This is a genomic window from Brenneria nigrifluens DSM 30175 = ATCC 13028 (assembly GCF_005484965.1).
GTDB lineage: Bacteria > Pseudomonadota > Gammaproteobacteria > Enterobacterales > Enterobacteriaceae > Brenneria > Brenneria nigrifluens.
Genome location: NZ_CP034036.1, coordinates 1,490,946 through 1,503,243, shown reverse-complemented (window position 1 = coordinate 1,503,243; position 12,298 = coordinate 1,490,946). Strand labels below are relative to the sequence as shown.

12 protein-coding genes are annotated in these 12,298 nt (G+C 58.2%); 6 read left to right on the top strand and 6 right to left on the bottom strand.

The window, feature by feature from the left end; all coding sequences use genetic code 11:
- The first annotated feature begins 35 nt into the window (after nucleotides 1–35).
- A complete protein-coding gene (gene pta, locus EH206_RS06930; RefSeq protein ID WP_009112071.1) occupies nucleotides 36–2,174 on the top strand; it encodes a phosphate acetyltransferase in 2,139 nt (712 codons plus the stop codon).
- 76 nt (nucleotides 2,175–2,250) lie between these two features.
- On the opposite strand, the gene EH206_RS06925 is transcribed toward pta, so the two are convergent.
- Complete coding sequence (locus EH206_RS06925) at nucleotides 2,251–3,273, bottom strand: LacI family DNA-binding transcriptional regulator (RefSeq protein ID WP_040343006.1); 1,023 nt, start codon at nucleotides 3,271–3,273, stop codon at nucleotides 2,251–2,253.
- Nucleotides 3,274–3,516: 243 nt separating this feature from the next.
- Between EH206_RS06925 and EH206_RS06920 the strand changes: the two genes are divergently transcribed.
- From EH206_RS06920 to EH206_RS06910, 3 genes are read left to right on the top strand one after another with little or no spacing between them, the layout of a single operon-like run.
- Entirely contained in the window at nucleotides 3,517–3,948 is a 432-nt protein-coding gene (locus EH206_RS06920) for a PTS sugar transporter subunit IIA (RefSeq protein WP_040343004.1), read from the top strand.
- 23 nt (nucleotides 3,949–3,971) lie between these two features.
- The gene (locus EH206_RS06915; protein ID WP_009112069.1) at nucleotides 3,972–4,259 is read left to right on the top strand and encodes a PTS sugar transporter subunit IIB; all 288 of its coding nucleotides are present in this window, start codon (nucleotides 3,972–3,974) and stop codon (nucleotides 4,257–4,259) included.
- 12 nt (nucleotides 4,260–4,271) lie between these two features.
- The gene (locus EH206_RS06910) at nucleotides 4,272–5,528 is read left to right on the top strand and encodes a PTS ascorbate transporter subunit IIC (protein WP_009112068.1); all 1,257 of its coding nucleotides are present in this window, start codon (nucleotides 4,272–4,274) and stop codon (nucleotides 5,526–5,528) included.
- Nucleotides 5,529–5,703: 175 nt separating this feature from the next.
- Here EH206_RS06910 and yfcD read toward each other — a convergent pair whose 3' ends face one another.
- The 5 genes from yfcD to eat all read right to left on the bottom strand — a co-directional run bounded on the left by yfcD (nucleotide 5,704) and on the right by eat (nucleotide 10,781).
- The gene (gene yfcD, locus EH206_RS06905; RefSeq protein WP_009112067.1) at nucleotides 5,704–6,306 is read right to left on the bottom strand and encodes an NUDIX hydrolase YfcD; all 603 of its coding nucleotides are present in this window, start codon (nucleotides 6,304–6,306) and stop codon (nucleotides 5,704–5,706) included.
- Between the two features lie 82 nt (nucleotides 6,307–6,388).
- Nucleotides 6,389–6,940 (bottom strand): phosphodiesterase, encoded by a 552-nt coding sequence (gene yfcE / locus EH206_RS06900; RefSeq protein WP_009112066.1) that lies wholly within the window; start codon nucleotides 6,938–6,940, stop codon nucleotides 6,389–6,391.
- Nucleotides 6,941–7,137: 197 nt separating this feature from the next.
- A complete protein-coding gene (gene eutC / locus EH206_RS06895; protein WP_009112065.1) occupies nucleotides 7,138–7,932 on the bottom strand; it encodes an ethanolamine ammonia-lyase subunit EutC in 795 nt (264 codons plus the stop codon).
- On the bottom strand, nucleotides 7,929–9,320 hold the full coding sequence (locus tag EH206_RS06890; RefSeq protein WP_009112064.1) for an ethanolamine ammonia-lyase subunit EutB: 1,392 nt from the start codon (nucleotides 9,318–9,320) through the stop codon (nucleotides 7,929–7,931). The genes eutC and EH206_RS06890 overlap by 4 nt, the downstream gene beginning before the upstream one ends.
- Before the next feature lie 75 nt (nucleotides 9,321–9,395).
- Nucleotides 9,396–10,781, bottom strand: coding sequence for an ethanolamine permease (gene eat, locus EH206_RS06885; RefSeq protein ID WP_009112063.1), 1,386 nt, complete (start codon nucleotides 10,779–10,781; stop codon nucleotides 9,396–9,398).
- A 418-nt stretch (nucleotides 10,782–11,199) separates the two neighbouring features.
- On the opposite strand from eat, the gene yfcG reads away from it, so the two are divergent.
- Together yfcG and folX are read left to right on the top strand one after the other, a co-directional pair.
- Nucleotides 11,200–11,826, top strand: a complete 627-nt coding sequence (gene yfcG / locus EH206_RS06880; protein WP_009112062.1) for a GSH-dependent disulfide bond oxidoreductase — start codon at nucleotides 11,200–11,202, stop codon at nucleotides 11,824–11,826.
- An 83-nt stretch (nucleotides 11,827–11,909) separates the two neighbouring features.
- The gene (gene folX, locus EH206_RS06875; RefSeq protein WP_009112061.1) at nucleotides 11,910–12,287 is read left to right on the top strand and encodes a dihydroneopterin triphosphate 2'-epimerase; all 378 of its coding nucleotides are present in this window, start codon (nucleotides 11,910–11,912) and stop codon (nucleotides 12,285–12,287) included.
- Nucleotides 12,288–12,298 lie beyond the last annotated feature (11 nt).

Sequence of the window (12,298 nt, the reverse complement as noted above, 5' to 3'; positions counted from 1 at the left end):
TTTTGACTAACGAGCAACCGTAAAGAGGTTCAGCCGTGTCCCGTACAATCATGTTGATCCCTACAGGCACCAGCGTCGGCTTGACTAGCGTCAGCCTTGGTGTCATTCGCGCCATGGAGCAAAAAGGCGTACACCTGAGCGTGTTCAAGCCTATCGCCCAGCCCCGTTCCGGCGATAACAAACCGGACCAGACCACCACCATCATCCGCGCCAACTCATCCATCAATGCCGCCGAACCGCTGCAAATGAGCCACGTTGAAGCCTTGCTAAGCTCCAATCAGCAAGACGTGCTGATGGAAGAAATCATTGCCCGCTACCATGAAAATACCCAAGATGCGGAAGTGGTTCTGGTGGAAGGGCTGGTCCCGACCCGCAAACATCAGTTCGCCAATGCGCTGAACTATGAAATCGCCAAGACCCTGAATGCGGAAATCGTCTTTGTGATAGCGCTGGGCAACGACTCGCCGGCGCAGTTGAAAGAGCGTATCGAACTGGCCCGCTCCAGCTTCGGCGGTAGCAAGAACAAAAACATTACCGGCGTGATCATCAACAAGCTGAACGCGCCGGTGGATGAGCAAGGCCGTACCCGTCCCGACCTGTCTGAAATCTTTGATGATTCAACCAAAGCCAACGTGGCGAATGTCGATCCCAGGCAGTTGTTCGCCAACAGCCCGTTACCGGTGCTGGGCAGCATTCCGTGGAACTTCGATCTGATCGCCACGCGCGCCATCGATATGGTGAAGCACCTGGATGCCCGCATCGTCAACGAAGGCGACATCCAGACGCGGCGTATCAAATCCGTTACTTTCTGCGCGCGCAGCATTCCGCACATGCTGGAGCATTTTCGCCCCGGTTCGTTGCTGGTCACCTCCGCCGACCGCCCGGACGTACTGGTTGCAGCCTGCCTGGCGGCCATGAACGGTATCGAAATCGGCGCCCTGCTGTTGACCGGCGGCTATGAAATGGATCCCAGCATCAGCAAGCTGTGCGAACGCGCGTTCCAGACCGGCCTGCCCGTCTTTATGGTCAAGACCAATACCTGGCAGACTTCTCTCAGCCTGCAAAGCTTCAACCTTGAAGTGCCGGCGGACGACCACCAGCGCGTGGAAAAAGTGCAGGAGTACGTGGCGCGCCATATCGATCCCCAGTGGATTGAGTCGCTGAGCGCCGCATCCGAGCGTTCGCGTCGCCTCTCCCCGCCGGCGTTCCGCTATCAGTTGACCGAACTGGCGCGCAAAGCAGGCAAGCGCATCGTTCTGCCGGAAGGCGATGAGCCGCGTACCGTTAAAGCGGCGTCTATCTGCGCTGAACGCGGCATCGCCCACTGCGTGCTGCTGGGCGACCCGGAAGAGATCCAGCGCGTCGCCGCCGCTCAGGGCGTCGAGCTGGGCAAAGGCATTGAGATCGTCGATCCGGTTGCCGTACGTGAGCGTTATGTTCCACGTCTGGTTGAACTGCGCAAGAGCAAAGGCATGACCGAGGTGGTTGCCCGTGAACAGCTGGAAGACAACGTGGTGCTGGGCACGCTGATGCTTGAACAGGGCGAAGTCGATGGCCTGGTTTCCGGCGCGGTACACACCACCGCCAATACCATCCGCCCGCCGCTGCAGCTGATTAAAACCGCGCCGGGCAGTTCGCTGGTCTCTTCCGTCTTCTTTATGCTGCTGCCGGAGCAGGTTCTGGTTTACGGCGACTGTGCCATCAACCCGGATCCGACCGCCGAGCAGCTGGCTGAAATCGCCATTCAGTCCGCGGACTCGGCCGCCGCTTTCGGCATCGACCCGCGCGTGGCGATGATCTCCTACTCCACCGGCAACTCCGGCGCCGGCAGCGATGTGGAAAAAGTGCGTGAAGCCACCCAGCTGGCGCAGGAAAAACGCCCCGATCTGATCATCGACGGACCGCTGCAGTACGACGCGGCCATCATGGCCGACGTGGCGCTCTCCAAAGCGCCGAACTCGCCGGTGGCGGGTAAAGCGACGGTGTTTATCTTCCCGGATCTGAACACCGGCAACACCACCTACAAAGCGGTGCAGCGTTCGGCGGACCTGATCTCCATCGGGCCGATGCTGCAAGGTATGCGCAAACCGGTTAACGACCTGTCGCGCGGCGCCCTGGTGGACGATATCGTTTACACCGTCGCCCTGACGGCGATTCAGGCGACCCAGCTTTAATTCTGCCGCCCGATACAGGCTAAACGCCAACCCGCGGGTTGGCGTTTTTTTTCGCTTAGCGACCGACCGGTACGCCTCAACTACTGGCGCCGGGCTCAAATCGATAGCTGAACGGACGATTGACCGGCTCCGCTACGCTTTCGCTTAGCATTGCCGTCAGCAGCTTGCCGGTCTCCCGCCCCATTTTTTCATAATCCACCCGCACCGACGTCAACGCCGGATGGGTTTGATCGCAATTGTCGCTGCCGTCCAGGCAGGCTATCGCCAGATTTCCCGGCACCTTGATCAACCGGCGCTGACACTCGAACAATACCCCGAGGGCAATATTTTCATGGCTGCAGACCAGCGCGTCCAGCTCCGGCTGCCTGAGCAGCAGCTCGCCCAAGGCATAGCGGCCAAACCGCATGCTGGAGGCATCCGGCGTCGCGACCACCAGATCGGCATTCTGGTAGCCTTGCAGCATGGCCTTGTGCCAGCCGTTCAACTGCTGACGTTGCAGGCGATTATCCATATGCGCACAAACGTAACCGATATTCTTGCAACCCCGCGCCAGTAAATGTCGGGTAAGCTCTTGCGCGGCGGCGGGAAAATCGACGGTAAGGGTCAGGTTGGCATACGGGTTGCCGTCTCCGGCAATATTCAAGGCGGGTACCGACGCCCGTTCAACGGACTGCCAGGTGCCGTCGGCAAGCTGCGATCCGAATACCACCAGCGCATCGGGATTATTTTGCAGCAGAGCGCCAAGAATGCTGGCCTCATGCTGCTGATTGTAATCATGACAGCCCAGCAGCAGTTGGTAATTGTTGCGCTTAAGCACCTGTTGCAGCGACTGCATAAAGGCCGAACTGGCCTGGTCGGCCAGCGAAGGGAGCAGTACCGCAATGGTGTTACTGTACCCGGAAGCCAGCGCCCCCGCCGCGCGGTTGGGAATGTACCCCAACGTCTCCACGGCCTGCTCTATTTTCTCACGCAGCTTATCCGACACCTGTTCCGGCGTTCTCAGCGCCCGCGAGACGGTCATCATGCCAACGCCGGCGTAGTTCGCCACATCCTGCAGGGTAACCCGCCCGGTGGTGCGGCGTTTACGTGATTTTTCCATTCCGCTATTCCCTGTTTCCGACATCGTGCCCCGCCGCAGCCGTTGGATGATATGAAGCCCCATTGTAACCGCCGCGGGGCGGTATCTTCAAAGCATCACATCATTATTGATAGCGCTATCACATAATTTGGTAGCGCTATCAGTTAGCGCTACCAAGTGGGAGCCCCATCACATTAATCAGCCAATAAAGCCACTACGCTCTGCGATATAACGTAAAGAGAGAGAAACGTAAATGTTAAAAATCTGTTAACGCCGGATGTTATCCAACTGATTGACCGTGTAGATGACTGGCGCGGCGCCGTGGCCGCCGCCTGTCAGCCGCTGATCGATAATCACGCCATCGAGCCTCGTTATCTGGAAGCCATTTACCGCTCGCACCAGGCGATTGGCCCGTATTACGTCATTGGCCCCGGCATCGCCATGCCGCACGCTCGCCCGGAAGAAGGGGCGAATCGTCTGGCACTGAGCCTGACGGTGATCCGCAGCGGCGTGGCTTTTGCGGCCGGCGACAACGATCCGGTCAGGCTGCTGGTGGTATTGGCCGCTCCCGACGGCAACAGCCATATTGAGGCGATTTCACAACTGGCGGCGCTATTCGACAACGGCGATGACACCGCCGCCATTATGCAAGCCACCACCCCGCAACAGATCCTCGCGATTATTGCATCCTATTAATCACCAGTTCCGGAGTTATTAACATGAAAATCACAGTCGTTTGCGGTAACGGTTTAGGCACCAGCCTGATGATGGAAATGAGCATCAAAAACATCATCCGCGATCTGGGCGTCAGCGCCGAGGTCGACCATGTCGATCTGGGATCGGCCAAGGGCACGCCAAGCGACATCTTTGTCGGCACCAAAGATATCGCGGAACAGCTGGTCGCCCAGTCCGTTAGCGGGAAAATCGTCTCGCTCGACAATATGATCGACAAAAACGCCATGAAAGAACGTTTGTCCGTCGCGCTCAGCGAACTGGGCGCCCTGTAACCGGAGGTGAGTATGGATTTCTTTCGTTTTTTGATGAGCGACGTGCTGTCCGAGCCTTCGATCCTGGTCGGCCTGATCGCCTTAATTGGTCTTATTGCCCAGAAAAAACCCGTTACCGAATGTATTAAAGGCACGGTCAAGACGGTGATGGGTTTCCTTATTCTGGGCGCCGGCGCGGGGCTGGTGGTGGCATCGCTGGGGGATTTCGCCAATATCTTTCAGCACGCGTTCGGTATTCAGGGCGTGGTGCCGAACAATGAGGCGATTGTCTCGGTAGCGCAGAAAAGCTTTGGCAAGGAAATGGCGATGATCATGTTCTTCGCCATGGTGATTAATATCCTTATCGCCCGTTTCACGCCGTGGAAGTTTATCTTTCTGACCGGACACCACACGCTGTTTATGTCGATGATGGTGGCGGTGATCCTGGCGACCGCGGGAATATCCGGCGTGACGCTGATTGCCGTCGGTTCGGTGGTGGTCGGCGCCGCGATGGTGTTCTTCCCGGCGATTGTGCACCCGTATATGAAAAAAGTCACCGGTTCGGACGAGGTGGCGATCGGCCATTTTTCAACCCTCTCCTACGTGCTGTCCGGCTTTATCGGCAGCCGGTTCGGCAACAAGGCGCATTCCACCGAAGATATGAACGTACCGAAGAGTCTGCTGTTCCTGCGGGATACGCCGGTGGCGATCGCCTTCACCATGAGCATTATCTTTATCATTACCTGCCTGTTCGCCGGACCGGAATTCGTCAAGAGCATCAGCGGCGGCAAGCACTGGCTGATGTTCTCGCTTATCCAGTCCATTACCTTTGCCGCGGGCGTGTATATTATTTTACAGGGCGTACGCATGGTGATCGCCGAAATCGTCCCGGCTTTTAAAGGTATTTCCGACCGGCTGGTGCCCAACGCCAAACCGGCGCTTGACTGCCCGGTGGTGTTTCCCTATGCGCCAAACGCGGTGCTGGTCGGTTTTCTCAGCAGCTTCGCCGCCGGTATTCTCGGCATGTTCGCGCTGTATCTGCTCGACATGACGGTGATTATTCCCGGCGTGGTGCCGCACTTCTTCGTCGGCGCCGCCGCCGGCGTATTCGGCAACGCCACCGGCGGACGCCGCGGGGCGATTCTGGGCGCTTTTGCCCAAGGGCTGCTGATTACCATTCTGCCGGTGTTTCTGCTGCCGGTGCTGGGGGAAATCGGTTTCGCCAACACCACGTTCAGTGACGCGGACTTCGGCGCGTTGGGGATCCTGCTGGGGATTATTGTGCGTTAACCCCAGCGGTCGGCAACCTCGCCTGTGATCCTGAGATACCCGGACCTACCGTACCGAGGGCGCTCCGGTGGCTTACGCCACTACGGCCCCTCGCCACGCTCTCCCTAATAACGAACTTTGTCAACTGCCTGAACGGCAGGCGAAAGCCTGACGTTCAGGTTATTAAAAGGCGCGGTTACTTTTCCAGTTCAATGGCGTCGCTGCCTTCGGGTTTGCCCTGGCTATCTACCCGGCTTTCAGGCGAGAGCGGTTTGCCGTAGTGTTTGTCGTTGTAGCGCGTCAGCCACAGCGACAGGGCTTTAAGCGAATCGGGCGTAAACTCGTCGCAGCGAGCGGTGATCTCTTCGGGCGTCAGCCAGCTTACCTCGTCGACTTCCGTCTCCTGAAGCGCAAACGGCCCGTGCGTGACGCAGCTGAATAATCCCCCCCACACCCGGCAATTTTCCCCTTCGTAGTAAAACAAACCATGTTCGGCAAAGGGCACCCCGGCAATACCAAGCTCTTCCTCCGCCTCGCGCCGGGCGGACTCCAGCATATTCTCTCCGCTCTGCACGACGCCGCCGGCCGTCGCGTCCAGCCATCCCGGATAGAAATCTTTGCTTTCGGTCCGGCGCTGAACCAGGATTTTCCCCATGCCGTCATGCACGACAATATAAGTAGCCCGATGGCGCAGACACTGAGCACGCATCTGCTGACGACTGGATTGGGCGATAACCTGATTGTTTTCATCGACGATATCCACCCACTCGGTGCCTGCTGACTGACTTTGTTCCGCCATCCTCTGAAACCCTTTAGTATTGGCGCGTTGCCGCGCGCGTCGGTGTTGAATAATGGTGTGTTGCCGGGAGACAACCGCTAAATTAGTGGCTAATCGTCACTTGTGCAATAGGTTCCCCGCCTTGCAACGGAAGAACCTGTAAGGCGCCCTGCGACAGCATCCCGTAGCTGGCGGGGTAGCCGCCTTTGGGTAGGCTCACCGAGCCGGGATTAAAGTAGTATAGGTCACCCCGCTTCTCCGCCACGGGAATATGCGTATGGCCGTAAACCAGCACGTCATCGGTATTTAACGGCGGAAGATTGTCGGGATGATAGAGATGACCGTGGGTAAGGAAAAGGCGATTTTTCGGCAATAGCACATGTTGCCAAGGCGCCGTCACCGGGAAATCAAGCAGCATCTGATCCACCTCGCTGTCGCAGTTTCCCCGTACCGCAATGATACGCCGCGCATAGGCGTTCAGCCGGGCGGCGACATCCGCCGGCAGGTAGCGTTCAGGCAATGGATTTCGCGGACCGTGATTCAGAAAGTCACCCAGCAGGATCAACCACGCGGCGTCGCTTTGCTCAAAAATATCCAGCACCCGATCGGTGGCGGCCAAGGATCCGTGGATGTCTGAAGCAAACATTAATTTCATCGTTTATACCCTTTCTCGCGTCGCAGTCGCCGCCTTCTCAAGGTTAAAACAGGGTTCGGCGACTCCAGTGACTTTGGTTAGCGCCCCAAAGCACGTTATCAGTCATACCTCCATAGTTTACCAAAGTTACGCCGCCGGTCTTACCCCGAATTCAGGATAAATCGCGCCGTCGCCGCAAAGCCGTTTTCACATGGGGGCTAGCATGACGGCAACCCGGCGGACGGCGGCGCGATGCGCCCGTGCAGCACGGGATTGTCGCTTTCGTCCTTCAGTTGAATCCCCGACAGGCGGCGCCGGAAGCACTGCTCCAGCAGCCAGGCCAGCTTAAAGGCGGCCTGGGGATAATCCAGCCCTTCGGGACGGATATTGGAAATACAGTTGCGCTCCGACTCCAGACGCCGGGTATGAGGCCCCCAGGTCAGATAAACGCTCAGGCTGTCCGGTGAAGAAAGTCCCGGCCGCTCGCCGATCAGAATGGCGACGGCCTTGGCCTGCAAACACTCGCCGATATCGTCTCCCAGCGCCACGCGCGACTGATGCGCCAACACGACGGGCGCCAGCGAGAGTTCCAGACGGGAGAGATAAGGCAGCAGTGCCGCGATCAACGGCGCAGCCTGCCGATGTACCGCCTTGGAAGAGAGACCGTCGCCCACCACCAGCAGCAGATCGGCCGGCTTAACGGACGAGGCCCGCAGCAACTCGCGGCTCTCATCGGCAAGCCGGCGCCCTAAATCGGGGCGGCAAAGATACTGCTCCCGGCTTTGCGCGGCGCTGTGCACCCTAAGGGTTTTCAGTCCCGCGCTTTCCAGGCGACGAGCCAGGGTTTCACTGTCGAACGCCTGATGTACGGCATCGCGGGCCTGGGCGTGGGCCATGCCGAACTTCAACAGCTCCCCCGTCGGCATGCTGGCCCCGGCACGCCCCAGCGCGATGCGCGCGGCGGTAAACTCGCGCAGCGCCTCCCAGGGGTTAGCGTGGATCACCTTGCTCATGCGTTCTCCTCCAGATAGGGTTGATGCCGTAATAGCGGGTGCTGACTGCCGGCATCGCACAGGCGTCCCTGTGCGTCGATGATCCTCATCTGCTCCAGCCAGGCGCCGAATTCCGGCGCATGCTTCAGCCCCAGCAGTTCGCGGATGTAAAGGGCGTCATGAAAGGAGGTGCTCTGATAGTTGAGCATAATGTCGTCCGCACCCGGAACGCCCATCAGAAACGTCAGTCCGGCATTGGCGAGCAGGGTCAGCAGCGTGTCCATATCATCCTGGTCGGCCTCGGCATGGTTGGTGTAACACACGTCGCATCCCAGCGGAACGCCCAGCAGCTTGCCGCAGAAATGATCCTCCAGCCCGGCGCGGATAATCTGTTTGCCGTCATACAGATATTCGGGACCGATAAACCCTACCACCGTATTCACCAGCAGCGGAGAGAAACGGCGGGCCACCGCATAGGCCCGCGCCTCGCAGGTTTGCTGATCCACCCCGTGATGCGCGTTGGCGGACAGGCAACTCCCCTGCCCGGTTTCAAAATACATCACGTTATTGCCCACCGTACCGCGCTTCAGACTTAATGCCGCCTGATGCGCTTCTTCCAGCGTGGCCAGATTAAAACCAAAGCCGGCGTTGGTGGCCTCGGTGCCGGCGATCGACTGGAACACCAGATCGACGGGAGCGCCCCGCTCCATCAATTGCAAGGTATTGGTAACGTGCGTCAGCACGCAGGATTGCGTCGGGATGGAGAAACGGCTGATGACGTCATCCAGCATATAGTTCAACTTTTCCAGCAGCGGCAGGCTGTCGCTGGCGGGGTTGATGCCCACCACCGCATCGCCGCTGCCGTACAGCAGACCGTCCAGCATGCTTGCCGCGATGCCTTTCAGATCGTCGGTCGGATGGTTAGGCTGCAACCGTACGCTAATGTGCCCCGGCAGGCCGATGGTGTTGCGGAATCGGGTGGTGATGCGGCATTTTTTGGCCGCCAGGATCAGGTCCTGATTACGCATGATTTTACTGACGGCCGCCGCCATTTCAGGAGTGATGCCGGGGGCGACCCGGGCCAGCAGCGCGCTATCGGTACCTTCACTTAACAGCCAGTTGCGAAAATCCCCCACCGTCAGATGAGAAATCGCGGCAAACGCCTTAGGGTCATGCGTATCGATAATAAGTCGCGTCACCTCATCCTGTTCGTAAGGAATCAACGCCTGCTGTAGAAAGGTATCCAGCGGTAAATCGGCCAGCGCCATGCGCGCCGCCATACGTTCCTCGGCGCTTTGCGCCGCCACGCCGGCCAGGATATCGCCGGAACGCGCCGGCGACGCCTTGGCCATCAGCTCGCGCAAATCATTAAAACGGTAGCTGCGGTGACTCAGCGTAGTCTGATACATGCTTGCGCCTCAATGGTGTCGGCAACCACCCGCCATCGGGACAACGGGCGGCTGTCCGGTGTGTAAATCCGTCGCTTACTTGGACGCCGTCAACTGCGGGTCCAACGCCGCGGCATCGCGCGATTCGCCGGTCAGGCGAAACCAGCCGTAGCCTATCAGCATCATGGCGGCGAAAATCGTCGCCAATAAGCTATTGTAATACACCATGGCCGCCAGACAGATTATCGCCATCACCAGCGCAAACGCCGGGGCAAAGGGATACCAGGGCGCGCGGAACGGACGGTCCAGCTCAGGTTCGCTGCGCCGCAGTTTAAACAGCGACGCCATTGAAGTGATATACATCACAATGGCGCCGAATACCGACATGGTGACGATATTGGCCGTCAGCGGCTGCCCGCCGATGGTTACCAGCGAATCAGAGAAGATGGCGGCGATGCCGACCACGCCTCCGGCCAGAATCGCCCGGTGAGGCGTACGGAAGCGGGTATGGATGCGCGCCAGCGGCTTAGGCAGATAGCCCGCCCGCGCCAGTGCGAATATTTGCCGGGAATAACCCATGATAATGCCGTGGAACGACGCAATCAGACCGAACAGCCCGAGCCATACCAGCATATGCAGCCAGCCGCTATCGCCGCCGACGATCAGCTTCATGGCCTGGGGCAGCGGATCGTTGATATTCGCCAGTTGACGCCAGTCTCCCACGCCGCCGGCAAACAGCATGACGCCAATGGCTAAAAGCGTCAGCGTCAGGATGCCGCAGATAAAGGCGCGCGGAATGGTGCGGCGCGGATCTTTCGCTTCCTCCGCCGCCATCGCCGCGCCCTCAATCGCCAGAAAGAACCAGATGGCGAACGGGATGGCGGCAAAAATACCGGAGATCGCCACCGCGCTGAATTCGTCTGACCCCGCCCAGCCCAGATTGGTGAAGTTGTCCCATTCAAAACCGGGAGCGACCACGCCCATAAACACCAACAGCTCAAAAATCGCCAGCAGCGTCACCATCAATTCAAAGGTGGCGGCGATGCCGACGCCCAGGATATTGAGTCCCATAAAAACAAGATAGGCGCTGACGGCGACCCATTTGGGATCCAGCGCCGGAAACTGCACGTTCAGATAGGCGCCGATAGCCATGGAAATAGCCGGCGGGGCAAATACAAACTCGATCAGCGTGGCGAACCCGGCGATAAAACCGCCGGTCGGGCCAAAAGCGCGGTAGGCATAGGCGAACGGGCCGCCGGCATGGGGTATCGAGGTGGTCAGCTCGGTGAAGCTGAAGATAAAGGCGCAATACATGGCGGCGATCGCCAAGGCGGTGATCAGGAACCCCAGCGTACCGGCCTGCGCCCAGCCATAGCTCCAGCCAAAATATTCACCGGAAATCACCAACCCGACGGCGATCCCCCATAAATGGAAACTGCCCAGGGTCCGTTTTAACCCCGGTTCCGCGTTATTGCTTTTCATGTTGCCATCCTTTGGTATCAATATATTATCCAGGGATATTGCAAAGTGCGTACCAGATGGCCGGAGAGAAAATATGCCCGCGCTATGCCGATCTGCCAACGATCCATCACCGTCTTGCGCACCGCGCCGAGACGGTCCGCTCCATAATGCGGCATTTGATGCATAATTTCAGGGCATGCGCCATTGAGATGCGAAACGCGCGGCCTGCGCCATAAACAGCCTAGGGTATTACCCATCGACATGCGCGCGGCAGCTTGATCCGCGCCACAAGATTAGCTCGGCGCCGCTTATTTTCCCGCCGCAGAAGTGGTAGGGTAATCTCCCGGCTTTTCAGAAACGGCAGGTTAATCCTGCCCGAACGGCAACGTGATCAAACGTGATCGATAGTCACGCAGTTCCAGCAACGGAGACGCTATTTATGATTGATCTCTATTACGCCCCTACCCCCAACGGGCATAAAATCACCCTTTTTCTTGAAGAGACAAATATTCCCTACCAGCTTCATCACGTTAATATCAGCACCGGCGAGCAGTTTAAGCCGGCGTTTCTGACCATCTCTCCCAACAACAAGATCCCGGCGATCGTCGATCATCAGCCCGCCGATGGCGGCGCCGCCATCAGCCTGTTTGAATCGGGGGCGATCCTGCTCTATCTGGCGGAAAAAAGCGGCGCCTTGCTGAGCCGGGATCTGCGCGAACGCACGGCGACGCTGCAATGGCTATTCTGGCAGGTCGCCGGCTTCGGCCCGATGCTGGGGCAAAACCACCACTTCAACCACTACGCGCCGCAGCCCGTTCCCTACGCCATTGAGCGTTATCAGCAGGAAACGCAGCGCTTATACCGCGTATTGGATAAACAGCTGCAGAAAAGCCCCTGGCTGGCGGGTGAAAATTACAGCATCGCCGATATCGCCACCTATCCGTGGGTGGTCTCTTATGCCCGTCAACGTATTGATCTTGCCGACTATCCGGCGGTGAAAAGCTGGTATGAGCGGATTAATGCCCGTCCGGCCACGGAGCGCGCCTACAAATTGGCTGAGCGGTAATTATTCTGCTATTCATCCCATTCGGCCTGCGGTTATCTTCTGGTATGGTTAGCCAAACATCAATTATCACCGAGGGCCGATGAATGTCACACAGCAACAACGATGCAATTATCCGTATAAAAAACCTGCGGTTACGCACGTTCATTGGAATTAAAGAAGAAGAGATCAATAACCGGCAGGATATTGTCGTCAACGTGACGATCCACTACCCGGCGGCGCGCGCGCGACATAGCGAGAATATCGATGATGCATTGAATTACCGTACAATCACCAAGAATATTATTCGCCATATTGAGGAGCACCGTTTTGCCCTGCTGGAAAAATTAACCCAGGATGTGCTTGATATCGCCAGCAATCATGACTGGATCACCTATGCTGAAGTTGAAGTGGATAAACCCTTCGCCCTGCGCTACGCCGACTCGGTCTCCATGACCATGCGCTATTACAAGGAATCACGCTAGCCGTGGCCCGT

Coding starts and splice junctions, on each gene's coding strand:
- EH206_RS06910 (WP_009112068.1), top strand. CDS start 4,272: ATGGATTTCTTTCGTTTTTTGATGAGCGACGTGCTGTCCGAGCCTTCG.
- eat (WP_009112063.1), bottom strand. CDS start 10,781: ATGAAAAGCAATAACGCGGAACCGGGGTTAAAACGGACCCTGGGCAGT.
- EH206_RS06890 (WP_009112064.1), bottom strand. CDS start 9,320: ATGTATCAGACTACGCTGAGTCACCGCAGCTACCGTTTTAATGATTTG.
- eutC (WP_009112065.1), bottom strand. CDS start 7,932: ATGAGCAAGGTGATCCACGCTAACCCCTGGGAGGCGCTGCGCGAGTTT.
- folX (WP_009112061.1), top strand. CDS start 11,910: ATGTCACACAGCAACAACGATGCAATTATCCGTATAAAAAACCTGCGG.
- yfcE (WP_009112066.1), bottom strand. CDS start 6,940: ATGAAATTAATGTTTGCTTCAGACATCCACGGATCCTTGGCCGCCACC.
- EH206_RS06925 (WP_040343006.1), bottom strand. CDS start 3,273: ATGGAAAAATCACGTAAACGCCGCACCACCGGGCGGGTTACCCTGCAG.
- yfcG (WP_009112062.1), top strand. CDS start 11,200: ATGATTGATCTCTATTACGCCCCTACCCCCAACGGGCATAAAATCACC.
- EH206_RS06915 (WP_009112069.1), top strand. CDS start 3,972: ATGAAAATCACAGTCGTTTGCGGTAACGGTTTAGGCACCAGCCTGATG.
- yfcD (WP_009112067.1), bottom strand. CDS start 6,306: ATGGCGGAACAAAGTCAGTCAGCAGGCACCGAGTGGGTGGATATCGTC.